This window comes from Staphylococcus agnetis (genome assembly GCF_011466855.1).
Lineage (GTDB): Bacteria > Bacillota > Bacilli > Staphylococcales > Staphylococcaceae > Staphylococcus > Staphylococcus agnetis.
Window position 1 is genome coordinate 213,912 of sequence record NZ_CP045927.1, and the last position, 26,184, is coordinate 240,095.

General features: G+C 42.7%; 13 protein-coding genes, 5 tRNA genes and 6 rRNA genes. 22 read left to right on the plus strand and 2 right to left on the minus strand.

Annotated elements, in window-relative coordinates; translation table 11 throughout:
- Position 1 precedes the first annotated feature (1 nt).
- The 12 genes from GJE18_RS01070 to GJE18_RS01125 all read left to right on the plus strand — a co-directional run bounded on the left by GJE18_RS01070 (position 2) and on the right by GJE18_RS01125 (position 13,266).
- A tRNA-Leu gene (locus GJE18_RS01070) sits at positions 2-90 on the plus strand.
- A gap of 9 nt (positions 91-99) precedes the next feature.
- Positions 100-176 (plus strand) — tRNA-Arg (locus GJE18_RS01075).
- Positions 177-186: 10 nt separating this feature from the next.
- A tRNA-Pro gene (locus GJE18_RS01080) sits at positions 187-260 on the plus strand.
- Between the two features lie 23 nt (positions 261-283).
- Positions 284-359, plus strand: a tRNA-Ala gene (locus GJE18_RS01085).
- 134 nt (positions 360-493) lie between these two features.
- Positions 494-2,045: ribosomal RNA gene (locus GJE18_RS01090) — 16S ribosomal RNA — on the plus strand.
- A gap of 381 nt (positions 2,046-2,426) precedes the next feature.
- Positions 2,427-5,353 (plus strand): 23S ribosomal RNA (locus GJE18_RS01095).
- Between the two features lie 244 nt (positions 5,354-5,597).
- A 5S ribosomal RNA gene (rrf, locus tag GJE18_RS01100) occupies positions 5,598-5,712 on the plus strand.
- Positions 5,713-5,946: 234 nt separating this feature from the next.
- Positions 5,947-7,498: ribosomal RNA gene (locus GJE18_RS01105) — 16S ribosomal RNA — on the plus strand.
- Positions 7,499-7,596: 98 nt separating this feature from the next.
- A tRNA-Ile gene (locus GJE18_RS01110) sits at positions 7,597-7,673 on the plus strand.
- 293 nt (positions 7,674-7,966) lie between these two features.
- Positions 7,967-10,893: ribosomal RNA gene (locus tag GJE18_RS01115) — 23S ribosomal RNA — on the plus strand.
- Between the two features lie 198 nt (positions 10,894-11,091).
- A 5S ribosomal RNA gene (rrf, locus tag GJE18_RS01120) occupies positions 11,092-11,206 on the plus strand.
- The 16S, 23S and 5S rRNA genes sit together here with 5 tRNA genes alongside, the layout of an rRNA operon.
- 116 nt (positions 11,207-11,322) lie before the next feature.
- Positions 11,323-13,266, plus strand: coding sequence for an FUSC family protein (locus GJE18_RS01125; RefSeq protein ID WP_240928887.1), 1,944 nt, complete (start codon positions 11,323-11,325; stop codon positions 13,264-13,266).
- A gap of 82 nt (positions 13,267-13,348) precedes the next feature.
- On the opposite strand, the gene pdxR is transcribed toward GJE18_RS01125, so the two are convergent.
- Positions 13,349-14,764, minus strand: a complete 1,416-nt coding sequence (gene pdxR / locus GJE18_RS01130; RefSeq protein WP_060552314.1) for a MocR-like pyridoxine biosynthesis transcription factor PdxR — start codon at positions 14,762-14,764, stop codon at positions 13,349-13,351.
- Between the two features lie 109 nt (positions 14,765-14,873).
- Here pdxR and pdxS point away from each other — a divergent pair, with 109 nt between their 5' ends.
- Together pdxS and pdxT are read left to right on the plus strand one after the other, a co-directional pair.
- Entirely contained in the window at positions 14,874-15,761 is an 888-nt protein-coding gene (gene pdxS, locus GJE18_RS01135) for a pyridoxal 5'-phosphate synthase lyase subunit PdxS (protein ID WP_107368325.1), read from the plus strand.
- Position 15,762: 1 nt separating this feature from the next.
- The gene (pdxT, locus tag GJE18_RS01140; protein WP_060552315.1) at positions 15,763-16,323 is read left to right on the plus strand and encodes a pyridoxal 5'-phosphate synthase glutaminase subunit PdxT; all 561 of its coding nucleotides are present in this window, start codon (positions 15,763-15,765) and stop codon (positions 16,321-16,323) included.
- Between the two features lie 194 nt (positions 16,324-16,517).
- Here the strand turns inward: pdxT and GJE18_RS01145 are convergent, their stop codons facing one another.
- The gene (locus GJE18_RS01145; protein WP_060552316.1) at positions 16,518-17,723 is read right to left on the minus strand and encodes a NupC/NupG family nucleoside CNT transporter; all 1,206 of its coding nucleotides are present in this window, start codon (positions 17,721-17,723) and stop codon (positions 16,518-16,520) included.
- A 164-nt stretch (positions 17,724-17,887) separates the two neighbouring features.
- Between GJE18_RS01145 and GJE18_RS01150 the strand changes: the two genes are divergently transcribed.
- The 8 genes from GJE18_RS01150 (at position 17,888) to ispF (ending at position 26,166) form a co-directional block, all read left to right on the plus strand.
- Entirely contained in the window at positions 17,888-18,349 is a 462-nt protein-coding gene (locus GJE18_RS01150; RefSeq protein ID WP_037566295.1) for a CtsR family transcriptional regulator, read from the plus strand.
- Positions 18,350-18,360: 11 nt separating this feature from the next.
- Entirely contained in the window at positions 18,361-18,879 is a 519-nt protein-coding gene (locus GJE18_RS01155) for a UvrB/UvrC motif-containing protein (RefSeq protein WP_060552317.1), read from the plus strand.
- Positions 18,872-19,876 carry a protein arginine kinase gene (locus tag GJE18_RS01160; RefSeq protein WP_085622202.1) on the plus strand — a complete coding sequence of 335 codons (1,005 nt, stop codon included), beginning with the start codon at positions 18,872-18,874 and terminating at the stop codon, positions 19,874-19,876. Before GJE18_RS01155 ends, GJE18_RS01160 begins: the two co-directional genes overlap by 8 nt.
- Before the next feature lie 12 nt (positions 19,877-19,888).
- Complete coding sequence (locus GJE18_RS01165; protein ID WP_107368324.1) at positions 19,889-22,351, plus strand: ATP-dependent Clp protease ATP-binding subunit; 2,463 nt, start codon at positions 19,889-19,891, stop codon at positions 22,349-22,351.
- Between the two features lie 201 nt (positions 22,352-22,552).
- Positions 22,553-23,923, plus strand: coding sequence for a DNA repair protein RadA (gene radA / locus GJE18_RS01170; protein WP_165886067.1), 1,371 nt, complete (start codon positions 22,553-22,555; stop codon positions 23,921-23,923).
- 14 nt (positions 23,924-23,937) lie between these two features.
- Entirely contained in the window at positions 23,938-24,999 is a 1,062-nt protein-coding gene (locus tag GJE18_RS01175; protein WP_107368323.1) for a PIN/TRAM domain-containing protein, read from the plus strand.
- A gap of 2 nt (positions 25,000-25,001) precedes the next feature.
- Positions 25,002-25,697 (plus strand): 2-C-methyl-D-erythritol 4-phosphate cytidylyltransferase, encoded by a 696-nt coding sequence (gene ispD / locus GJE18_RS01180; RefSeq protein WP_060552321.1) that lies wholly within the window; start codon positions 25,002-25,004, stop codon positions 25,695-25,697.
- Positions 25,690-26,166 carry a 2-C-methyl-D-erythritol 2,4-cyclodiphosphate synthase gene (ispF, locus tag GJE18_RS01185; RefSeq protein WP_060552322.1) on the plus strand — a complete coding sequence of 159 codons (477 nt, stop codon included), beginning with the start codon at positions 25,690-25,692 and terminating at the stop codon, positions 26,164-26,166. The genes ispD and ispF overlap by 8 nt, the downstream gene beginning before the upstream one ends.
- The last annotated feature ends 18 nt before the right edge of the window (positions 26,167-26,184 follow it).

Here is a 26,184-nt window from a genome sequence, read left to right on the forward strand (position 1 = left end):
TGCCGGGGTGGCGGAACTGGCAGACGCACAGGACTTAAAATCCTGCGGTGAGAGATCACCGTACCGGTTCGATTCCGGTCCTCGGCACCATTTTAAATAGCGCCCGTAGCTCAATTGGATAGAGCGTTTGACTACGGATCAAGAGGTTATGGGTTCGACTCCTATCGGGCGCGCCATTTTTAATAACGGGAAGTAGCTCAGCTTGGTAGAGCACTTGGTTTGGGACCAAGGGGTCGCAGGTTCAAATCCTGTCTTCCCGACTTCTTAGAAATACCTTTCACATGGGGGCTTAGCTCAGCTGGGAGAGCGCCTGCTTTGCACGCAGGAGGTCAGCGGTTCGATCCCGCTAGTCTCCACCATTTTTATTTAAAACCATGAACATTGAAAACTGAATGACAATATGTCAACGTTAATTCCAATAATTTTGAGTACGTAACGTACTTTCAAGAGTGATTGGCTTAACCAATCAACGAGCTATATCAAGCTTACTTCTTTTATGGAGAGTTTGATCCTGGCTCAGGATGAACGCTGGCGGCGTGCCTAATACATGCAAGTCGAGCGAACTGACGAGGAGCTTGCTCCTTTGACGTTAGCGGCGGACGGGTGAGTAACACGTGGGTAACCTACCTATAAGACTGGAATAACTCCGGGAAACCGGGGCTAATGCCGGATAACATGTTGAACCGCATGGTTCAACAGTGAAAGACGGTCTTGCTGTCACTTATAGATGGACCCGCGCCGTATTAGCTAGTTGGTAAGGTAACGGCTTACCAAGGCGACGATACGTAGCCGACCTGAGAGGGTGATCGGCCACACTGGAACTGAGACACGGTCCAGACTCCTACGGGAGGCAGCAGTAGGGAATCTTCCGCAATGGGCGAAAGCCTGACGGAGCAACGCCGCGTGAGTGATGAAGGTCTTCGGATCGTAAAGCTCTGTTGTTAGGGAAGAACATATGTGTAAGTAACTGTGCACATCTTGACGGTACCTAACCAGAAAGCCACGGCTAACTACGTGCCAGCAGCCGCGGTAATACGTAGGTGGCAAGCGTTATCCGGAATTATTGGGCGTAAAGCGCGCGTAGGCGGTTTTTTAAGTCTGATGTGAAAGCCCACGGCTCAACCGTGGAGGGTCATTGGAAACTGGAAAACTTGAGTGCAGAAGAGGAAAGTGGAATTCCATGTGTAGCGGTGAAATGCGCAGAGATATGGAGGAACACCAGTGGCGAAGGCGGCTTTCTGGTCTGTAACTGACGCTGAGGTGCGAAAGCGTGGGGATCAAACAGGATTAGATACCCTGGTAGTCCACGCCGTAAACGATGAGTGCTAAGTGTTAGGGGGTTTCCGCCCCTTAGTGCTGCAGCTAACGCATTAAGCACTCCGCCTGGGGAGTACGGTCGCAAGACTGAAACTCAAAGGAATTGACGGGGACCCGCACAAGCGGTGGAGCATGTGGTTTAATTCGAAGCAACGCGAAGAACCTTACCAAATCTTGACATCTTTTGACCGCTCTAGAGATAGAGTTTTCCTCTTCGGAGGACAAAATGACAGGTGGTGCATGGTTGTCGTCAGCTCGTGTCGTGAGATGTTGGGTTAAGTCCCGCAACGAGCGCAACCCTTAAGCTTAGTTGCCATCATTAAGTTGGGCACTCTAAGTTGACTGCCGGTGACAAACCGGAGGAAGGTGGGGATGACGTCAAATCATCATGCCCCTTATGATTTGGGCTACACACGTGCTACAATGGACAATACAAAGGGCAGCGAAACCGCGAGGTCAAGCAAATCCCATAAAGTTGTTCTCAGTTCGGATTGTAGTCTGCAACTCGACTACATGAAGCTGGAATCGCTAGTAATCGTAGATCAGCATGCTACGGTGAATACGTTCCCGGGTCTTGTACACACCGCCCGTCACACCACGAGAGTTTGTAACACCCGAAGCCGGTGGAGTAACCATTTTGGAGCTAGCCGTCGAAGGTGGGACAAATGATTGGGGTGAAGTCGTAACAAGGTAGCCGTATCGGAAGGTGCGGCTGGATCACCTCCTTTCTAAGGATAATATACGGAATATCGCCTAAGGCGATAAGGAATAACGGAGACATATTGTATTCAGTTTTGAATGCTCATTTTTGAGGATTCAACATTGTACATTGAAAACTAGATAAGTAAGTATAGATTTTACCAAGCAAAACCGAGTGACAAGCGAAAAGCTTGAAACAAAAAATTATCGCTAGTCGTCGACAGACGACTCACAATAATTAATAACTGGTGGATGGTAAGTAGTGCATATGTTATAGATACGATAAACGTGAATTGAAAGCGTTTGTCAGTCTATGAATCACAAACAAGAGCGAAGGCGCTTACTTTTGTAAGTAACTGAGCGATTTGTGCCGTGATGAAGCAGAATGCGAACGCTTATCAACACGTTTAGATTAAGTTATTAAGGGCGCACGGTGGATGCCTTGGCACTAGAAGCCGATGAAGGACGTTACTAACGACGATATGCTTTGGGGAGCTGTAAGTAAGCTGTGATCCAGAGATTTCCGAATGGGGGAACCCAGCACGAGTTATGTCGTGTTATCCGCATGTGAATACATAGCATGTGAGAAGGTAGACCCGGAGAACTGAAACATCTTAGTACCCGGAGGAAGAGAAAGAAAAATCGATTCCCTGAGTAGCGGCGAGCGAAACGGGAAGAGCCCAAACCAACAAGCTTGCTTGTTGGGGTTGTAGGACACTCTGTACGGAGTTACAAAGGAATACGTTAGACGAATAACCTGGAAAGGTTAATCATAGAAGGTAATAATCCTGTAGTCGAAAACGTATACCCTCCTGAGTGGATCCTGAGTACGGCGGAGCACGTGAAATTCCGTCGGAATCTGGGAGGACCATCTCCCAAGGCTAAATACTCTCTAGTGACCGATAGTGAACCAGTACCGTGAGGGAAAGGTGAAAAGTACCCCGGAAGGGGAGTGAAAGAGAACTTGAAACCGTGTGCTTACAAGTAGTCAGAGCCCGTTAATGGGTGATGGCGTGCCTTTTGTAGAATGAACCGGCGAGTTACGATCTGATGCAAGGTTAAGCAGAAAATGTGGAGCCGTAGCGAAAGCGAGTCTGAATAGGGCGAATGAGTATTTGGTCGTAGACCCGAAACCAGGTGATCTACCCTTGGTCAGGTTGAAGTTCAGGTAACACTGAATGGAGGACCGAACCGACTTACGTTGAAAAGTGAGCGGATGAACTGAGGGTAGCGGAGAAATTCCAATCGAACTTGGAGATAGCTGGTTCTCTCCGAAATAGCTTTAGGGCTAGCCTCAAGTGATGATTATTGGAGGTAGAGCACTGTTTGGACGAGGGGCCCCTCTCGGGTTACCGAATTCAGACAAACTCCGAATGCCAAATAATTTAACTTGGGAGTCAGAACATGGGTGATAAGGTCCGTGTTCGAAAGGGAAACAGCCCAGACCACCAGCTAAGGTCCCAAAATATATGTTAAGTGGAAAAGGATGTGGCGTTGCCCAGACAACTAGGATGTTGGCTTAGAAGCAGCCATCATTTAAAGAGTGCGTAATAGCTCACTAGTCGAGTGACACTGCGCCGAAAATGTACCGGGGCTAAACATATTACCGAAGCTGTGGATTGTCCTTTAGGACAATGGTAGGAGAGCGTTCTAAGGGCGTTGAAGCATGATCGCAAGGACATGTGGAGCGCTTAGAAGTGAGAATGCCGGTGTGAGTAGCGAAAGACGGGTGAGAATCCCGTCCACCGATTGACTAAGGTTTCCAGAGGAAGGCTCGTCCGCTCTGGGTTAGTCGGGTCCTAAGCTGAGGCCGACAGGCGTAGGCGATGGATAACAGGTTGATATTCCTGTACCACCATGATTCGTTTTAAGCGATGGGGGGACGCAGTAGGATAGGCGAAGCGTGCTGTTGGAGTGCACGTCTAAGCAGTGAGACTGAGTGTTAGGCAAATCCGGCACTCATTAAGGTCAAGCTGTGATGGGGAGAAGAAACATGTTTTCTTCGAGTCGTTGATTTCACACTGCCAAGAAAAGCCTCTAGCTAGAAGATTGGTGCCCGTACCGCAAACCGACACAGGTAGTCAAGATGAGAATTCTAAGGTGAGCGAGCGAACTCTCGTTAAGGAACTCGGCAAAATGACCCCGTAACTTCGGGAGAAGGGGTGCTCTTTGAGGTTCACGCTTCGAAGAGCCGCAGTGAATAGGCCCAAGCGACTGTTTATCAAAAACACAGGTCTCTGCTAAACCGTAAGGTGACGTATAGGGGCTGACGCCTGCCCGGTGCTGGAAGGTTAAGAGGAGTGGTTAGCATTAGCGAAGCTACGAATCGAAGCCCCAGTAAACGGCGGCCGTAACTATAACGGTCCTAAGGTAGCGAAATTCCTTGTCGGGTAAGTTCCGACCCGCACGAAAGGCGTAACGATTTGGGCACTGTCTCAACGAGAGACTCGGTGAAATCATAGTACCGGTGAAGATGCCGGTTACCCGCGACAGGACGGAAAGACCCCGTGGAGCTTTACTGTAGCCTGATATTGAAATTCGGTACAGTTTGTACAGGATAGGTAGGAGCCTTAGAAGCGTGAGCGCTAGCTTACGTGGAGGCATTGGTGGGATACTACCCTAATTGTATTGGATTTCTAACCCGCAACTCTTATCGAGTTGGGAGACAGTGTCAGGCGGGCAGTTTGACTGGGGCGGTCGCCTCCTAAAGAGTAACGGAGGCGCTCAAAGGTTCCCTCAGAATGGTTGGAAATCATTCATAGAGTGTAAAGGCATAAGGGAGCTTGACTGCGAGACCTACAAGTCGAGCAGGGTCGAAAGACGGACTTAGTGATCCGGTGGTTCCGCATGGAAGGGCCATCGCTCAACGGATAAAAGCTACCCCGGGGATAACAGGCTTATCTCCCCCAAGAGTTCACATCGACGGGGAGGTTTGGCACCTCGATGTCGGCTCATCGCATCCTGGGGCTGTAGTCGGTCCCAAGGGTTGGGCTGTTCGCCCATTAAAGCGGTACGCGAGCTGGGTTCAGAACGTCGTGAGACAGTTCGGTCCCTATCCGTCGTGGGCGTAGGAAATTTGAGAGGAGCTGTCCTTAGTACGAGAGGACCGGGATGGACATACCTCTGGTGTACCAGTTGTCGTGCCAACGGCATAGCTGGGTAGCTATGTATGGACGGGATAAGTGCTGAAAGCATCTAAGCATGAAGCCCCCCTCAAGATGAGATTTCCCAACTTCGGTTATAAGATCCCTCAAAGATGATGAGGTTAATAGGTTCGAGGTGGAAGCGTAGCGATACGTGGAGCTGACGAATACTAATCGATCGAAGACTTAATCAATTTAGTTCATAAGGTGATGCTTGTGAAATAATACTTACTATCTAGTTTTGAATGTATAATCATTCATTTTACGAAGTGACATGTTCGAATGCGAACGTTTGTCACATATCGTATTTTACGAAGTGAAAACGTTTGAAGTCTATGAATCGCAAGGAAGAACGAAGGCGTTTACTTACCGTAAACAACTGAGTGATGACGTAGCGATGAAGACGAATGCGAACGTTTGCCACGAAGTAAAACATTGTTTGGTGACAATAGCAAAGAGGCCACACCTGTTCCCATGCCGAACACAGAAGTTAAGCTCTTTAGCGCCGATGGTAGTCGGACTTACGTTCCGCGAGAGTAGGACGTTGCCAAGCAAACTTTTATCATGACCTAGCGGTCATTTTTTCTTTGGGAAAATTGAATAAAAGTGTTGACTTTACAATGAAAAGTCTGTATAATTAATTCTTGTCGAGTCAAAAGAATCGACACATGAACATTGAAAACTGAATGACAATATGTCAACGTTAATTCCAATAATTTTGAGTACGTAACGTACTTTCAAGAGTGATTGGCTTAACCAATCAACGAGCTATATCAAGCTTACTTCTTTTATGGAGAGTTTGATCCTGGCTCAGGATGAACGCTGGCGGCGTGCCTAATACATGCAAGTCGAGCGAACTGACGAGGAGCTTGCTCCTTTGACGTTAGCGGCGGACGGGTGAGTAACACGTGGGTAACCTACCTATAAGACTGGAATAACTCCGGGAAACCGGGGCTAATGCCGGATAACATGTTGAACCGCATGGTTCAACAGTGAAAGACGGTCTTGCTGTCACTTATAGATGGACCCGCGCCGTATTAGCTAGTTGGTAAGGTAACGGCTTACCAAGGCGACGATACGTAGCCGACCTGAGAGGGTGATCGGCCACACTGGAACTGAGACACGGTCCAGACTCCTACGGGAGGCAGCAGTAGGGAATCTTCCGCAATGGGCGAAAGCCTGACGGAGCAACGCCGCGTGAGTGATGAAGGTCTTCGGATCGTAAAGCTCTGTTGTTAGGGAAGAACATATGTGTAAGTAACTGTGCACATCTTGACGGTACCTAACCAGAAAGCCACGGCTAACTACGTGCCAGCAGCCGCGGTAATACGTAGGTGGCAAGCGTTATCCGGAATTATTGGGCGTAAAGCGCGCGTAGGCGGTTTTTTAAGTCTGATGTGAAAGCCCACGGCTCAACCGTGGAGGGTCATTGGAAACTGGAAAACTTGAGTGCAGAAGAGGAAAGTGGAATTCCATGTGTAGCGGTGAAATGCGCAGAGATATGGAGGAACACCAGTGGCGAAGGCGGCTTTCTGGTCTGTAACTGACGCTGAGGTGCGAAAGCGTGGGGATCAAACAGGATTAGATACCCTGGTAGTCCACGCCGTAAACGATGAGTGCTAAGTGTTAGGGGGTTTCCGCCCCTTAGTGCTGCAGCTAACGCATTAAGCACTCCGCCTGGGGAGTACGGTCGCAAGACTGAAACTCAAAGGAATTGACGGGGACCCGCACAAGCGGTGGAGCATGTGGTTTAATTCGAAGCAACGCGAAGAACCTTACCAAATCTTGACATCTTTTGACCGCTCTAGAGATAGAGTTTTCCTCTTCGGAGGACAAAATGACAGGTGGTGCATGGTTGTCGTCAGCTCGTGTCGTGAGATGTTGGGTTAAGTCCCGCAACGAGCGCAACCCTTAAGCTTAGTTGCCATCATTAAGTTGGGCACTCTAAGTTGACTGCCGGTGACAAACCGGAGGAAGGTGGGGATGACGTCAAATCATCATGCCCCTTATGATTTGGGCTACACACGTGCTACAATGGACAATACAAAGGGCAGCGAAACCGCGAGGTCAAGCAAATCCCATAAAGTTGTTCTCAGTTCGGATTGTAGTCTGCAACTCGACTACATGAAGCTGGAATCGCTAGTAATCGTAGATCAGCATGCTACGGTGAATACGTTCCCGGGTCTTGTACACACCGCCCGTCACACCACGAGAGTTTGTAACACCCGAAGCCGGTGGAGTAACCATTTTGGAGCTAGCCGTCGAAGGTGGGACAAATGATTGGGGTGAAGTCGTAACAAGGTAGCCGTATCGGAAGGTGCGGCTGGATCACCTCCTTTCTAAGGATAATATACGGAATATCGCCTAAGGCGATAAGGAATAACGGAGACATATTGTATTCAGTTTTGAATGCTCATTTATTGAGAATTCATATTATGGGCCTATAGCTCAGCTGGTTAGAGCGCACGCCTGATAAGCGTGAGGTCGGTGGTTCGAGTCCACTTAGGCCCACCATTTATTTTGTACATTGAAAACTAGATAAGTAAGTATAGATTTTACCAAGCAAAACCGAGTGACAAGCGAAAAGCTTGAAACAAAAAATTATCGCTAGTCGTCGACAGACGACTCACAATAATTAATAACTGGTGGATGGTAAGTAGTGCATATGTTATAGATACGATAAACGTGAATTGAAAGCGTTTGTCAGTCTATGAATCACAAACAAGAGCGAAGGCGCTTACTTTTGTAAGTAACTGAGCGATTTGTGCCGTGATGAAGCAGAATGCGAACGCTTATCAACACGTTTAGATTAAGTTATTAAGGGCGCACGGTGGATGCCTTGGCACTAGAAGCCGATGAAGGACGTTACTAACGACGATATGCTTTGGGGAGCTGTAAGTAAGCTGTGATCCAGAGATTTCCGAATGGGGGAACCCAGCACGAGTTATGTCGTGTTATCCGCATGTGAATACATAGCATGTGAGAAGGTAGACCCGGAGAACTGAAACATCTTAGTACCCGGAGGAAGAGAAAGAAAAATCGATTCCCTGAGTAGCGGCGAGCGAAACGGGAAGAGCCCAAACCAACAAGCTTGCTTGTTGGGGTTGTAGGACACTCTGTACGGAGTTACAAAGGAATACGTTAGACGAATAACCTGGAAAGGTTAATCATAGAAGGTAATAATCCTGTAGTCGAAAACGTATACCCTCCTGAGTGGATCCTGAGTACGGCGGAGCACGTGAAATTCCGTCGGAATCTGGGAGGACCATCTCCCAAGGCTAAATACTCTCTAGTGACCGATAGTGAACCAGTACCGTGAGGGAAAGGTGAAAAGTACCCCGGAAGGGGAGTGAAAGAGAACTTGAAACCGTGTGCTTACAAGTAGTCAGAGCCCGTTAATGGGTGATGGCGTGCCTTTTGTAGAATGAACCGGCGAGTTACGATCTGATGCAAGGTTAAGCAGAAAATGTGGAGCCGTAGCGAAAGCGAGTCTGAATAGGGCGAATGAGTATTTGGTCGTAGACCCGAAACCAGGTGATCTACCCTTGGTCAGGTTGAAGTTCAGGTAACACTGAATGGAGGACCGAACCGACTTACGTTGAAAAGTGAGCGGATGAACTGAGGGTAGCGGAGAAATTCCAATCGAACTTGGAGATAGCTGGTTCTCTCCGAAATAGCTTTAGGGCTAGCCTCAAGTGATGATTATTGGAGGTAGAGCACTGTTTGGACGAGGGGCCCCTCTCGGGTTACCGAATTCAGACAAACTCCGAATGCCAAATAATTTAACTTGGGAGTCAGAACATGGGTGATAAGGTCCGTGTTCGAAAGGGAAACAGCCCAGACCACCAGCTAAGGTCCCAAAATATATGTTAAGTGGAAAAGGATGTGGCGTTGCCCAGACAACTAGGATGTTGGCTTAGAAGCAGCCATCATTTAAAGAGTGCGTAATAGCTCACTAGTCGAGTGACACTGCGCCGAAAATGTACCGGGGCTAAACATATTACCGAAGCTGTGGATTGTCCTTTAGGACAATGGTAGGAGAGCGTTCTAAGGGCGTTGAAGCATGATCGCAAGGACATGTGGAGCGCTTAGAAGTGAGAATGCCGGTGTGAGTAGCGAAAGACGGGTGAGAATCCCGTCCACCGATTGACTAAGGTTTCCAGAGGAAGGCTCGTCCGCTCTGGGTTAGTCGGGTCCTAAGCTGAGGCCGACAGGCGTAGGCGATGGATAACAGGTTGATATTCCTGTACCACCATGATTCGTTTTAAGCGATGGGGGGACGCAGTAGGATAGGCGAAGCGTGCTGTTGGAGTGCACGTCTAAGCAGTGAGACTGAGTGTTAGGCAAATCCGGCACTCATTAAGGTCAAGCTGTGATGGGGAGAAGAAACATGTTTTCTTCGAGTCGTTGATTTCACACTGCCAAGAAAAGCCTCTAGCTAGAAGATTGGTGCCCGTACCGCAAACCGACACAGGTAGTCAAGATGAGAATTCTAAGGTGAGCGAGCGAACTCTCGTTAAGGAACTCGGCAAAATGACCCCGTAACTTCGGGAGAAGGGGTGCTCTTTGAGGTTCACGCTTCGAAGAGCCGCAGTGAATAGGCCCAAGCGACTGTTTATCAAAAACACAGGTCTCTGCTAAACCGTAAGGTGACGTATAGGGGCTGACGCCTGCCCGGTGCTGGAAGGTTAAGAGGAGTGGTTAGCATTAGCGAAGCTACGAATCGAAGCCCCAGTAAACGGCGGCCGTAACTATAACGGTCCTAAGGTAGCGAAATTCCTTGTCGGGTAAGTTCCGACCCGCACGAAAGGCGTAACGATTTGGGCACTGTCTCAACGAGAGACTCGGTGAAATCATAGTACCGGTGAAGATGCCGGTTACCCGCGACAGGACGGAAAGACCCCGTGGAGCTTTACTGTAGCCTGATATTGAAATTCGGTACAGTTTGTACAGGATAGGTAGGAGCCTTAGAAGCGTGAGCGCTAGCTTACGTGGAGGCATTGGTGGGATACTACCCTAATTGTATTGGATTTCTAACCCGCAACTCTTATCGAGTTGGGAGACAGTGTCAGGCGGGCAGTTTGACTGGGGCGGTCGCCTCCTAAAGAGTAACGGAGGCGCTCAAAGGTTCCCTCAGAATGGTTGGAAATCATTCATAGAGTGTAAAGGCATAAGGGAGCTTGACTGCGAGACCTACAAGTCGAGCAGGGTCGAAAGACGGACTTAGTGATCCGGTGGTTCCGCATGGAAGGGCCATCGCTCAACGGATAAAAGCTACCCCGGGGATAACAGGCTTATCTCCCCCAAGAGTTCACATCGACGGGGAGGTTTGGCACCTCGATGTCGGCTCATCGCATCCTGGGGCTGTAGTCGGTCCCAAGGGTTGGGCTGTTCGCCCATTAAAGCGGTACGCGAGCTGGGTTCAGAACGTCGTGAGACAGTTCGGTCCCTATCCGTCGTGGGCGTAGGAAATTTGAGAGGAGCTGTCCTTAGTACGAGAGGACCGGGATGGACATACCTCTGGTGTACCAGTTGTCGTGCCAACGGCATAGCTGGGTAGCTATGTATGGACGGGATAAGTGCTGAAAGCATCTAAGCATGAAGCCCCCCTCAAGATGAGATTTCCCAACTTCGGTTATAAGATCCCTCAAAGATGATGAGGTTAATAGGTTCGAGGTGGAAGCGTAGCGATACGTGGAGCTGACGAATACTAATCGATCGAAGACTTAATCAATTTAGTTCATAAGGTGATGCTTGTGAAACCAATACTTACTATCTAGTTTTGAATGTATAATCATTCATTTTACGAAGTGAAACCGTTTGAAGTCTATGAATCGCAAGAAAGAGCGAAGGCGTTTACTTACCGTAAACAACTGAGTGATGACGTAGCGATGAAGACGAATGCGAACGTTTGCCACGAAGTAAAACATTGTTTGGTGACAATAGCAAAGAGGCCACACCTGTTCCCATGCCGAACACAGAAGTTAAGCTCTTTAGCGCCGATGGTAGTCGGACTTACGTTCCGCGAGAGTAGGACGTTGCCAAGCAAACATCATTAAGTGATGCGATGAGCCGAATCGAGACCGAGAGGTCTCTTTTTTTTATTTAAAAATGATATTCTAATAGAAGATGAAGTTTAGAAATAAAAAGAGAGTTTAGGTGAATGACATTGAAAGGATATATGAAGCAACTTGCGTTGATTGATAAGACAAAAATAGATATTCGAAAAGGATCGCGACAAGGGATTGTTATGATTATTCCTTTATTGTATGGATTATTATTTAATGATTTTCCTTCAGCACTACTTATGTCAATTGGTACACTTGCACATATTTATGCGTTTGATTGGACATTTACCTCACGCATTCGTATCGTTTCATTAACGTCACTAAGTTTTGTCACTGCGATGATGCTTGGCACGTTAACGTCAGGTAATCCTATTGTATTTGCGATTTTTTTACTTATGTTTTCAGTTATCCCGTATTATATCTTTACAACATTAAATGTCCCGGGGCCTTCGTCTACTTTTTTTATCATTGCTTATAGCCTTTCTATCGTTATGCCACAACAACCAGAAGATTTTCTATATCGCGGTGTAATGGTTGGTGTCGGTGGATTATTGTCATTGAGTATCATTGTTGTGGATCATGTAATTAAGCGAGAATCTCGAGAAAGCAATGCGATTAAAGGTGAATACCAATTATTACAAAAGTTGGTTCATCAGTTTAATGATCAAGCGCAATTTAATGAATTAACAAAGGTCGCCGTGAAAACATTTATAGCGACTTCAGAGACATTAAACACGACAGGTTCATCCTTACAGAAACGGTCTGTAGCTTATCAAAGAGCGGTATTACTCCATCAATGGGCTGAAGGCGTATACTCAGAATTGCTTGAATTAAACGCAAAAGGGTTTCGTCCAATGCCCAAAGTTATCAAAGATATGGTAGATCATGTCACTAATGCGGTTATTCATCCAAATACAGAACGTAATATGTGGAAAGCGCGCATTGATATTGATAACAAATTTGATGAGTTGGTGACGTTAATATTTAAAATTGATGAAACCCTAGCTTCAACAGATATTAAAGTAAAAGAGAATTTAGAAGTGCGTACACCTCAATATAAGCACCGTTTACTCAATCATCTCACACCAGAGTCAGCTGCTTTTGTGTCGACTATGAAATATTCATTGATTATGGGTGTGTCAATTTTAGTGGCGCTGGTATTTAATCTTGAACGTGCGTATTGGGTGCCGTTAAGTGCACATACGGTGCTTATCGGTGTTACGAATGTAGCGAGTTTACAACGCGCTTTAGCACGCTGGATAGGTACGATGGTTGGAGTCATACTCACAGCAGGGTTTTTAAGTTTAGATCCGCATATCGGCGTGGTAATTGTGGTCCTTGCATTGAGTGGTGCCATCACTGAGACATTGGTTGGGGCGAATTATGCGATTGCAATGATTACCATTACATCACAAGTCTTGTTACTGAGTGGACTCGCTCAAGGAGTGTTTACGCCAATGATTGCGATTCCTCGCCTTTTAGATACAACAGTAGGGATAGTGATTGCGGTTATAGGAGTGCTTATGATAGGGCGTAATATTGCTTCGAAACATTTACCTATCATTATGGCAGATGTTGCACGTGTGGAAGCTCAAATCTTTCACTATGTATTCTCAAAGCAACAATATCCAAAAGTATTCAAAGGATATAACCCACGTAAAGATAAATTACGTATGAAACTAAAAGTTGAAAATATGGAGATGATGTATACGCGCGCTTACGGTGAAATCTCTTCAAATCATAAGCGAACGCAGTATTACTATCCTGCAATTTTCTTACTGCAACAAATTCACTTCAAACTCACTCAAATTTTACATGATGATCGTGGTGTTTATTTAGATGATCGCGCGTTAGGTGATTACTTGGTTGTCTTTGAAAACATTGCGAAATTATTTGAATGTGGGAAATATCATAATGAGGTGATTAATCTACCTGAACTAAAACATTATGTCCAATTGCGCCAGTTTTTAATGCAACTTCAAGAAATTGAACTATATGATTATCAAAATGAAAGAAATCCGCATTTATTAAAAGATTAAAAACGACTTAAACTATGTGGCTACATAAAATACAAAAACCGTTTAACTCCTGCAGTCAAGGGGCTGAACGGTTTTTGTATTTTTAAGTACAAGTAGCTTCTATTTCTAGACTCTTCAGTAACTGTGTAGCATGTGCTTCCACTTCTTCCATTGGAATACCGCCAAACCCTAATACAAATTGCGGTGTGTGTGGTGTTGAATGATAACAATAGGCGGATAAAGGCTTTAAATCGATACGATGGCGTTGAAATTGTTTAAGACATTGGTCCTCGGTCCAGCCGTTTTTGATTGTTATTACGAAATGCATCCCTGTCATTTCACCCGAGATTTCGATATGCTCTGGGTACTCGCGCAGTATGGTAATCAGTTTGTCGCGCTTTTGACGATAGATTTTACGCATTCTGTTCAGATGACGTTCAAAATGATGTGATGCCATAAATTGACTGACCATATATTGTGTATGCCTTGGTACACTACCACCTTCTATATTTTGTGTCTGTTGATATTGCTTTTGAAGTGTTTCGGGTAAAACTGCATAGGCGATTCGAATGGAAGGGGCGATGGATTTTGAAAACGTACTGACATAAATGACGCTTCCTGATTGATCTAAACTTTGAAGTGCAGGAATGGGTTTTCCTTCATAGCGAAATTCTGAATCATAATCATCTTCAATGATATAGCGTGTGGGTGTGGCGTGTGCCCATTTCAACAAAGCGATTCGGCGTTTAAGTTTCATCGTGACACCGGTCGGGAATTGGTGACTCGGTGTGATATAGACCACATCTTTTTCACCATGATGATCATCAACGTGCAAACCATCATGATGTACTTGAAGAAATGAATAATGAATGTGTTTTCGTTTTAACAATTGATGGACTTGAGGATACAAGGGATCTTCTAAGAGATAATGACTTTTGGGTGATAAGAGATCCGTAATAATCGATAAAATTTGATCGGTTGATGACGCAACAATGACTTGTTCAGGTGTGGCTTGGACACCGCGACTATGGAAAAGATAGTGACTGATTTCTTTGCGTAAGGCATAATCTCCTTGTTTATGGCCCGTTTCAACGAGATGATGTTGTAAATCTTCAAATGCTTCTTTGGCAAACTTTCTTAAAATAGCAAAAGGAAAGTGTGCTTGATCAATCGCGCCTAATTGAAAGCGATATTGGTAAGAAATGTCATTCTGGGAAGATGCTTGAAATGTGACGGGTGTTTTTGACGGTCTAGCGATAAAGGGTAAGGATTCGATATCACTTACATAATATCCAGATTTTGGTTTACTCACGATAAATCCTTCATCAATCAACTGTAAATAAGCATGTTCAATGGTCGTTTGACTCACTGACAAATATTGGCTTAAATGCCGTTTAGAAGGAAGTTTCTCACCTTCACGTAACGTACCTTCGATTATACTTTCTTTAATATTGTCATAAAGCTGTATATAAATGGGTTGATTACGTTTTTTATCTATATGAAACATCAGCATTTCCATGTCTATCACTCCAAACTGACCACTTTAATTTGTTTATTTCTGACTCTTTTATAGGTTCAGATTATAGTATAAGCTACTCTTGTATATTCGAAAAGGGGGCAATATTAATATGTCTAAACAAGTAGGTTCAGATCGCGTTAAACGCGGTATGGCAGAAATGCAAAAAGGCGGCGTAATCATGGATGTGGTTAACGCTGAACAAGCTAAAATTGCGGAAGAAGCAGGTGCTGTAGCAGTTATGGCACTTGAACGTGTGCCATCTGACATCAGAGCAGCTGGTGGCGTGGCACGTGCATGTAATCCTAAAATCGTAGAAGAAGTTATGAATGCAGTATCTATTCCAGTTATGGCGAAATGTCGTATTGGTCATATTACAGAAGCTCGCGTTTTAGAAGCAATGGGTGTCGACTATATCGACGAATCTGAAGTATTAACGCCTGCGGATGAAGTATTCCACCTTAAGAAGAGTGATTATACTGTCCCATTTGTATGTGGATGTCGTAATTTAGGTGAAGCGGCACGTCGAATTGGTGAAGGTGCTGCGATGTTACGTACGAAAGGTGAACCAGGTACAGGAAATATTGTTGAAGCAGTACGTCACATGCGTCAAGTGAATCAAGAAGTGAACCGCATCACTGTGATGAGCGACGATGAGTTAATGACAGAAGCGAAAAACTTAGGCGCACCATACGATGTTCTAAAAATCATTAAATCAACACGACGTCTTCCAGTTGTTAACTTTGCGGCTGGTGGTGTAGCGACACCTCAAGATGCAGCGTTAATGATGGAATTAGGTGCGGATGGTGTCTTTGTAGGTTCAGGTATTTTCAAATCTGAGGATCCTGAAACATTCGCAAAAGCAATTGTTCAAGCAACAACACATTACCAAGATTACGAATTAATTGGTAAATTAGCGAAGGAACTTGGCACAGCAATGAAAGGATTAGATATTAATTCCCTTTCATTAGAAGAACGTATGCAAGAGCGTGGTTGGTAAGATGAAAATAGGTGTACTCGCTTTACAAGGTGCTGTACGTGAACATATTCGTCATATTGAAGAGAGTGGTCATGAAGGCATTTACGTAAAAAAAGTAGAACAATTAAATGATATCGATGGTTTGATTATTCCAGGTGGCGAGTCAACGACGTTACGTCGTCTAATGACTTTATATGGTTTTAAAGAAGCCCTTCAACAATCGGAGTTACCGATGTTTGGCACCTGTGCTGGGTTAATTGTTCTTGCAAAAGATATCGTTGGAGAAGAAGGATACCTTCAAAAGCTCGATATTACCGTTGAACGTAATTCATTTGGTCGCCAAGTAGATAGTTTTGAAGCAGACTTAACGATTAAAGGCATCGAGGCGCCTGTTGAAGGTGTGTTTATCCGTGCACCACATATTCAATCTGTTGAAGATACAGTAGATGTGCTTGGCATCATTGATAACAAAATCATTGCAGTGCGTCAAGGGAAGTATTTAGGTGTGTCTTTTCATCCGGAACTGACTGATGATTATAGTATTATTGATTATTTCATCAATGACATTGTAGCCAAAGCCTAAATATGTTCGTTTACATTTAAAAATAGTTTAGCGCATCATCTTTTTATGGTTACTTTCATTATTAAGGTGATAGCGCTTGTGAAATATAAAAAATCGGGCTGGTGATATGATAATACATATCATCAGCCCGATTTATGTTGTCATGTCTTTTATTGGCTACCGCTCAAAAATTGTAGGTTGTCTTGTATTTATATTTAAATAAAGAATCCTGCAATAGTAGCTGAAATAAATGATACAAGTGTTGCACCGAATAATAATTTAAGACCGAAGCGGGCAACCACGTCACCTTTTTCGTCATTTAAAGATTTAATTGCACCAGAAATGATACCGATAGAACTAAAGTTAGCGAATGATACTAAGAATACAGATACAATACCTAATGCACGTTCTGATAATCCGTTCGCTTTACCTAATTCTGTCATTGCGACGAATTCATTCGATAATAATTTTGTTGCCATAATTGATCCCGCATCCACTGCATCACTCCATGGAATACCCGTTAAGAAGGCAAGTGGGGCGAAAACAAAACCAATTAATGTTTGGAAGTTCCAATCTAATGTACCACCAGAAACATTGTGGATAATGCCACCAATCGTACTATTTAAGAATGTAATTAACGCAATATAACCAATTAACATTGCACCAACAATCACTGCTACTTTGAAACCATCTAAAATATATTCGCCTAACATTTCAAAGAATGATTGTTGTTTTTTCTCTTCTTCAATTAATAATTTGTCATCTTTTTCATTTACTTTGTAAGGGTTTACAATTGACGCTACAATGAAACCACCAAATAAGTTTAAGACGACTGCTGTTACGACATATTCAGGTTTAACCATCGTGAAGTATGCCCCAATAATTGATGCTGATACAGTAGACATCGCTGACGCTGTTAATGTATATAAACGATGTTTTGGTATATATGGAAGTTGTTTTTTAAGTGAAATGAATACTTCAGATTGCCCTAAGATTGCTGAAGCAACAGCATTGTAAGATTCTAAACGTCCCATGCCATTCACTTTTGAAATTAAAAACCCTAAAACATTAATAATTACAGGTAAAATTTTGAGATACTGTAAAATACCAATTAACGCTGAAATGAAAACGATAGGAAGTAATACATTTAAGAAAAATGACATTGCACCATCGTTAGCTAATCCACCAAATACGAAATTCACACCTTCAGCGGCTTGTTTCAATAAGTATTCAAACCCTTTTGCAATGCCTCCAACAATGGTAATACCAATAGTAGTCTTTAATAAAATAAAGGCTAAAATAGTTTGGATGACTAACATTAAACCAATGTAATGCCAGCGAACATTTTTCTTGTCAGAACTTGCAATCCAAGCTAACCCTAAAAACACAAGAATTCCGACTATCCCAATTAAAATGTGCATGAAATAAACACCTCTGTCTAATTTATAAATATTTACTAAGACTATCATACACCAAATATGTAAGCAGTAACATAACAATTTTATGTCACTTATAATCAAATTGGTTGAAAAAGGTCAAACCAACTTTTATAATATAGTCAAAGATGGTCAAAAGAGGTGATACCATGCATAATATGTCTGACATCATAGAACAGTACATTAAGCAATTATTTGAAGAAACGAAAGATGATGTCGTTGAAATTCAGCGCGCCAATATCGCACAACGATTTGATTGCGTACCATCTCAGCTGAATTATGTAATTAAAACACGTTTTACGAATGAACACGGTTACGAAATTGAAAGTAAGCGTGGGGGTGGCGGATATATTCGAATTACTAAGATTGAAACAAAAGATCACGCCTCATATATTAAACGTTTAATGGACTTAATCGGTCCTTCTATATCTCAACAACAAGCCTATTATATTATTGATGGCTTATTAGATAATCAACTGATTACTGAACGTGAAGCGAAATTAATTGCTGCAGTTGTCGATAGAGAAACATTGACGATGGATGTCGCATCAAGAGATATCATTCGTGCTAATATTTTAAAACGATTACTTCCAGTCATAAATTATTACTAGAAGGTGATGCTATGACACAATATGAACTGAAATTAACGCAACCCCGTCAGCATAAACGTAATACAGATATGCTGAAACAAGACGGTATTCAGAATCAAGCTGATGATTGGCAACAAGGTGAAGATGTTGAAGGAACGTTTGTTGTTCAACAAATTTTACAACATCTTGCAGCAAAGTATGGGATTAATGTGGATCAACTTGTATATCGTGAGGAAAAACGATGTCCGACATGTCAAATGTCGCTTAAAGATATCGCCCATGTTGGAAAGTTTGGTTGTCATGATTGTTATGCCACATTTAAAGATGATGTTTATGACATTGTCCGACGCGTACAAGGTGGTCATACAACGCATTCTGGGAAATATCCACTGTCTTCACACCGTAAGCGCGCTTTAAAACAACAAATTGAATCTAAACGTGACACGCTTCAACAACTAGTCGAAGCGCAAGAGTTTGAGCAAGCTGCGGTGGTCCGTGATGAAATAAAAGCGCTTGAAGCAGCGCAAAGCGAGGTGTCTCACGATGACTGATCATCTTGAACATCATATGAGTGGTTGGTTACAAGCATCAAACACGTCACCAGTGGTGATGTCATCTCGTATTCGCTTAGCACGTAACCTTGAAAACTATGTGCATCCGCTCATGTTTCCATCTGAAGAAGAAGGGCATCGCGTCATCAATGAAGTGCAAGATGCATTATCCAGCTTGAAAGTTGTACGGCTTGATGAATTAGACCAACAAAATAAGTACAAATTAGTGGCCAAACATTTGATTAGCCCTGAATTAACTAAGCAACCGGCGTCAGCAGTTTTACTCAATGAAGATGAGTCCGTCAGCGTGATGGTAAATGAAGAAGATCACATTCGTATTCAAGTGATGGGGAAAGATTTGTCACTGAATGACCTATATGAAAAAGCATCTGCAATTGACGACGAACTCGACGCGGCAACTGCGATTAGTTATGACGATGATTTAGGTTATTTAACGACATGTCCTACAAATGTAGGAACTGGGATGAGAGCGAGTGTCATGCTCCATTTACCAGGGTTATCCATTATGAAGCGTATGTCACGTATTGCACAATCCATTAACCGTTTTGGTTTTACAATCCGAGGTATTTACGGTGAAGGCTCACAAGTGTATGGCCATGTGTACCAAGTTTCAAATCAACTGACACTCGGCAAAAGTGAACAAGAAATCATCGAAGCTTTAACAGAACTCGTACAACAAATTATTAATGAAGAATTAGAGTTTAGAACGCGTTTACACACGCACAAAGAAACCGAAACACTCGACCGTATTTATCGCTCGTTAGGCATTTTAAAATACAGTCAGTTAATTTCAGTAGAAGAAGCATCATATCGTTTGAGCGACATTAAACTTGGTGTTGATTTAGGCATTTTAGATATGGACGATTTTCAATTTGATGAATTAATGATTGCCATTCAATCGCCATTTCTCATCGATGATGATGAAACACAATCTATAGAAGCTAAAAGAGCAGAAATATTACGAACACACATATAAGGAGGTTCGATTATGTTATTTGGAAGACTTACAGAACGTGCGCAACGCGTGTTAGCACATGCGCAAGAAGAAGCAATTCGACTGAATCATTCAAATATTGGAACAGAACATTTATTACTTGGTTTAATGAAAGAACCAGAAGGCATAGCAGCTAAAGTTTTAGAAAGCTTTGATATCACTGAAGAAAAAGTAGTAGCTGAAGTTGAAAAATTGATTGGCCACGGCCAGGATAGTATGGGCACGCTTCATTACACACCTAGAGCCAAAAAAGTAATTGAGCTTTCAATGGATGAAGCACGCAAATTACAACATAACTTTGTAGGCACAGAACATATTTTACTTGGATTAATCCGTGAAAATGAAGGTGTTGCGGCACGTGTCTTTGCGAATTTAGATTTAAATATTACGAAAGCACGCGCGCAAGTTGTGAAAGCATTAGGTAATCCTGAGATGTCCAACAAAAATGCGCAAGCGACTAAATCTAATAATACACCGACATTAGATGGTTTGGCCCGTGATTTAACAGTCATTGCTAAAGACGGTACGTTAGATCCTGTCGTTGGGCGTACGAAAGAGATTACACGTGTCATTGAAGTATTAAGTCGTCGTACGAAAAACAATCCAGTGCTTATCGGTGAACCTGGTGTGGGTAAAACTGCAATTGCAGAAGGCCTTGCGCAAGCGATTGTGAACAATGAAGTGCCTGAAACGTTAAAAGACAAACGTGTCATGTCTTTAGATATGGGGACAGTTGTAGCGGGTACGAAATATCGCGGTGAATTTGAAGAACGTTTGAAAAAAGTGATGGAAGAAATTCATCAAGCAGGCAATGTCATTTTATTTATTGACGAATTGCACACGTTAATTGGCGCGGGTGGTGCTGAAGGTGCGATTGATGCTTCTAACATTTTAAAACCTGCACTTGCGCGTGGTGAATTACAATGTATCGGTGCTACAACGTTAGATGAGTACCGTAAACATATTGAAAAAGATGCAGCTTTAGAACGTCGTTTCCAACCCGTTCAAGTTGATGAACCAAGTGTTGAAGACACGATTAAAATTTTAAAAGGTTTACGTGACCGCTATGAAGCACATCATCGCATCAACATCTCGGATGAAGCGATTGAAGCGGCAGCGAAATTAAGTGATCGCTATGTACAAGATCGTTTCTTACCTGATAAAGCCATCGATTTAATCGATGAAGCAAGTTCTAAAGTACGTTTACGCCACCACACAACACCTACCAATTTAAAAGAAATTGAGCAACAAATTGAACAAGTGAAAAAAGAAAAAGATGCAGCGGTACACGCACAAGAATTCGAAAATGCAGCGAATTTACGTGATAAACAAACAAAACTAGAAACACAATATGAAGAAGCGAAAAACGAATGGAAAAACAACCAAGGTGGTCAACATACAACGTTAAATGCTGAAGATATATCTGAAGTTATTGCAGGTTGGACAGGCATTCCGTTAACACGCTTAAATGAGACGGAATCAGAACGCTTACTCCACCTCGAAGACACACTTCATGAACGCGTGATTGGACAAAAAGACGCCGTTACTGCAATCTCTAAAGCAGTACGTCGTGCACGTGCAGGTCTTAAAGATCCGAAGCGTCCAATCGGTAGCTTTATCTTCTTAGGGCCTACTGGTGTGGGTAAAACAGAACTTGCGCGTGCCTTAGCTGAGACAATGTTTGGTGAAGAAGATGCGATGATTCGTGTTGATATGAGCGAGTTCATGGAAAAACACGCTGTAAGTCGATTAGTCGGAGCACCTCCTGGATATGTAGGACATGATGATGGTGGACAGCTGACTGAAAAAGTACGTCGTAAACCGTATTCAGTTATCTTATTTGATGAAATTGAAAAAGCACATCCAGATGTCTTTAACATTTTGTTACAAGTTTTAGATGACGGACATCTTACAGATACAAAAGGACGTCGTGTCGATTTTAGAAACACAGTCATCATTATGACATCCAATGTCGGCGCACAAGAACTTCAAGATCAACGTTTTGCCGGATTCGGTGGTCAAGGTGGCGGTGAAGATTACGAAACGATTCGTAAAACAATGATGAAAGAATTAAAAAATGCATTCCGCCCAGAATTTTTAAACCGTGTGGACGATACGATTGTCTTCCATAAATTAAGCCAAGAAGAATTAAAAGAAATCGTAACAATGATGGTAAACAAATTAACGACACGTTTATCTGAACAAAACATCAATATTAAAGTTACAGATGCTGCTAAAGATCAAATTGCTTCTGAAGGCTATGATCCTGAATATGGGGCACGACCACTTATTCGTGCGATTCAAAAAACAGTTGAAGATAACTTAAGTGAATTGATTTTAGAAGGTAAAGAATTAGATGGAAAAGATGTGACGGTGGATTATGATGGAAATTCATTCCAATATGACATTCAAGACCGTGACACATCAACAGAAGATAAAAATGAAGTAACGTCTTAATCGTTAGTTAAACAGATAGAGGTTAGAACATGTAGGTCGTGTTCTAGCCTCTTTTGTTTAATGTGTGCCATGATTTCAGTGTGTGTGGAAGGTTAATGCAAATAGGGTGCTTAGATTCCTAATTTTTTAGATACTTCATTTGTCAGATTGCGGGGACAAGTATAAAATAGATTTGTTATAGCTAAATAAGGAGGCGACAACGTGGCCAAAAAAAAGATTACATTTGAGTGTACTGCATGCGGATACCAGTCTCCAAAATGGATGGGGAAATGCCCAAATTGCGGTGCATGGAATTCAATGGAAGAATCATTGGAACAAAAAACAGCTCACCCTAAACATGGCGTGCGTGCGCAAAAAACACATGCAAAAGTGCAAACATTAAATGAAATTAAAAATGAACAGACACCACGTATTCTTACTAAAAGTGAAGAATTTAACCGTGTGCTTGGAGGCGGAATTGTTCAAGGTTCTCTCGTGCTCATCGGGGGCGATCCAGGTATCGGTAAATCAACACTCCTCCTTCAAATGTGTGCTACGTTATCTAAAACTAAGAAAGTACTTTATATTACCGGTGAAGAATCGCTAAATCAAACGAAACTACGCGCCGACCGTTTAGATGAAGATGCTAGTGCACTCAATGTGTTTGCAGAAACGGATCTTGAAGTCATTCATGATGCAGTAAAAAAAGTGGAGCCTGAGTTAATCGTTGTAGATTCCATTCAAACCATTTATCACCCAGAAATCAGTTCTGCACCGGGGTCAGTATCTCAAGTGAGGGAGAGTACACAAAGCCTCATGCATATTGCCAAACAAATGAATATCGCTACATTTATCGTTGGACACGTTACGAAAGAAGGCCAAATTGCGGGTCCTCGATTGTTAGAACATATGGTGGATACTGTGCTCTATTTTGAAGGCGATGCACATCATGCATATCGCATTTTGCGTGCGGTGAAGAACCGGTTTGGTTCTACAAATGAAATGGGAATATTTGAAATGAAACAATCAGGTTTAAAAAGCGTGCCGAATCCGTCCGAAATGTTTTTAGAAGAACGCTCTACAAATGTACCAGGTTCTACGATTGTGGCAACAATGGAAGGAACCCGTCCGTTACTGATTGAAGTGCAAGCTTTAGTCACACCAACAACTTTTAACAATCCTAGACGAATGGCTACAGGTATAGATCATAATCGCCTAAGTTTGTTAATGGCTGTTTTAGAGAAAAAAGAAGGGTATTTACTCCAGCAACAAGATGCATATATTAAAGTAGCAGGTGGTGTCAAATTAAGTGAACCCGCTGTTGATTTAGGTATCATTATTGCGACAGCTTCGAGTTTTAAAGATCAAGCTGTTGATGGATTAGATTGTTTTATAGGTGAAGTAGGTTTAACCGGGGAAGTGCGCAGAGTCTCCCGTATTGAACAAAGGGTTCAAGAAGCGGCGAAGTTGGGATTCAAACGCGTCATTATTCCGAAAACCAATATCGGTGGGTGGACATTCCCAGAAAATATAGAAGTAATCGGTGTGTCTTCAACAAATGAAGCATTAAAGCATGCCTTAAAACAAAGATAAAAAGGAGGCTTAGAATGGACTTTGTGAAATTTCTAGTGGTTATCTCGTATATGATTATTGGCAGTGTAATAGGAATATTTTTAATTCCTGAGTTACTTGTTGATTTTCATGTCAATCATCCACCTATTCTAGATAATAATTATGTGACAGCATTTATTGGTATGGTCGTTTTCTTTCTTATATTTGGTTGGTTTATACCGCGCATCGCCAATATGCTGAAAAATATAGAACAATTTATTTTAAGTTACAGTGCAATAGAGATCATTTTCGCAACAATAGGATTGTTTACAGGATTAACAATTTCAGTCATGATTTCATTTATTTTAGAATTTATCGGTACGAATTTTATCAATCGCATTGTACCGCTTATCATTACGTTATTACTCGGTTACCTCGGGTTTCAATTTGGTTTGAAAAAACGTGACGAAATGCTTCTGTTTTTACCAGAAAACATGGCGCGTTCAATGTCCATTAACGCTCGGAATGCAGTGCCTAAAATCATTGACACTAGTGCTATTATTGATGGACGCATCTATAAAATTTTGGAAGCAGGCTTTATTGATGGTGAGATTTTAATTCCTCAAGGCGTCATCAATGAACTTCAAGTCGTTGCCGATGCCAATGACAGTATTAAACGCGATAAGGGGCGTAGAGGTTTAGAAATTTTAAATGCGATACATGACTCCAAACACCCGACGCGTATCATTTATCCTCAAAAAAGTCATCATGATATTGATGACCTCATTGTGAAGTTAGCGCAACACTTTCGTGCGCATGTTATTACAACAGATTACAATTTAAATCGGGTTTGTGCGATTCAAGATATTAAAGTACTCAATGTAAATGATTTATCTGATGCGATAAAACCAGAAGTACATCAAGGTGATCGTTTTGAATTGATGATCACGAAAGTTGGTAAGGAACCTGGTCAAGGGGTAGGGTATTTTGAAGATGGCACGATGGTTGTGGTTGATGATGCGAAACAACATATCAATGAGACTTTAGAATTAGAAGTGATTAGTATGCTTCAAACTGCGTCAGGTCGTATTATTTTTGCTAAAAAGGTGGAGGAATAAGCATGCAAAGTTATCACGTTATTATTCCAGCAGCAGGTAAAGGTACACGTATGAAACGTGAATTTAATAAATTGTTCATTAAATTAGAAACGATGACAATACTTGAACATACGCTTACAGCTTTTCAATCGGATGCAGCGTGTAAAGGAATTTATTTAGCGATTCATCCTAGAGACCGTGAGCGTATGACGGCCATTTGTGCGCGGTTTGATAAAATTAAGGCGATAGTAGATGGTGGCGATACACGTCAAGAGAGTATTTATAACGCACTTAAACAATGTCATTTAGATGCTCAAGATGTTGTGTTTGTTCATGATGGCGCACGTCCTTTTATCTCACATCACATCATCCGTCAATTAAGTGAGGGTGTTCGTGAGTATGGTGCAGCTATAGTCGGTGTGAAAGCGAAAGATACGATTAAAGTCGTTGAAAGAGGCATGGTTGTTCAGACTTTAAATCGTGCGTTATTGTGGCAAGTGCAAACACCTCAAGGTGCAACATATGATATGTTGATGAAGGCGTATGACAAGGCAGACCAAGAGCATTTTGAAGGGACAGACGATGCGTCGCTATTAGAAAATGCAGGACAAGCTATACATATTGTTGAAGGTGAATATGACAATATTAAAATAACGACTGAAGAGGACTTATGGGTAGGTCGCGCATTTTTAGAGAAAAGGAGAAATCAACATGTTTAGAGTAGGGTTAGGTTATGACGTACATGCGTTTGATGAACATAGACCATTGATCATAGGTGGAATTGAAGTACCACATACGAAAGGACTCAAAGGACATAGCGATGCGGATGTGTTATTACATGCGATTACAGATGCGATGTTAGGTGCGTGTGCTTTAGGAGATATTGGTAAGTTATTCCCAGACACGGATCCAGCATTTAAAGATGCAGATTCAAAACAATTACTTGTTGAGGCTTATGCTGCAGTAAAAAAAGAAGGTTTCATCATGAATAATGTTGATGCAACTATTATTGCCGAAAAACCTAAATTCCGACCGCACATCGATACGATGCGTCAAGTGATTGCAGATTTATTCGATGTGGAGATTGGGCGCGTTAATGTTAAGGCGACTACGAGTGAAAAGCTAGGATTTACAGGGCGTGAAGAAGGTATCGCAGCACAAGCCATTGTCTCTTTGACACAAAAATAGTGCGCTTAAATTTATAAA

What these genes read in the sequence shown, in the direction of transcription:
- GJE18_RS01125 (WP_240928887.1), top strand. Translation starts at nt 11,323, where the DNA reads ATGACATTGAAAGGATATATGAAGCAACTTGCGTTGATTGATAAGACA.
- pdxR (WP_060552314.1), bottom strand. Translation starts at nt 14,764, where the DNA reads ATGGAAATGCTGATGTTTCATATAGATAAAAAACGTAATCAACCCATT.
- pdxS (WP_107368325.1), top strand. Translation starts at nt 14,874, where the DNA reads ATGTCTAAACAAGTAGGTTCAGATCGCGTTAAACGCGGTATGGCAGAA.
- pdxT (WP_060552315.1), top strand. Translation starts at nt 15,763, where the DNA reads ATGAAAATAGGTGTACTCGCTTTACAAGGTGCTGTACGTGAACATATT.
- GJE18_RS01145 (WP_060552316.1), bottom strand. Translation starts at nt 17,723, where the DNA reads ATGCACATTTTAATTGGGATAGTCGGAATTCTTGTGTTTTTAGGGTTA.
- GJE18_RS01150 (WP_037566295.1), top strand. Translation starts at nt 17,888, where the DNA reads ATGCATAATATGTCTGACATCATAGAACAGTACATTAAGCAATTATTT.
- GJE18_RS01155 (WP_060552317.1), top strand. Translation starts at nt 18,361, where the DNA reads ATGACACAATATGAACTGAAATTAACGCAACCCCGTCAGCATAAACGT.
- GJE18_RS01160 (WP_085622202.1), top strand. Translation starts at nt 18,872, where the DNA reads ATGACTGATCATCTTGAACATCATATGAGTGGTTGGTTACAAGCATCA.
- GJE18_RS01165 (WP_107368324.1), top strand. Translation starts at nt 19,889, where the DNA reads ATGTTATTTGGAAGACTTACAGAACGTGCGCAACGCGTGTTAGCACAT.
- GJE18_RS01175 (WP_107368323.1), top strand. Translation starts at nt 23,938, where the DNA reads ATGGACTTTGTGAAATTTCTAGTGGTTATCTCGTATATGATTATTGGC.
- ispD (WP_060552321.1), top strand. Translation starts at nt 25,002, where the DNA reads ATGCAAAGTTATCACGTTATTATTCCAGCAGCAGGTAAAGGTACACGT.
- ispF (WP_060552322.1), top strand. Translation starts at nt 25,690, where the DNA reads ATGTTTAGAGTAGGGTTAGGTTATGACGTACATGCGTTTGATGAACAT.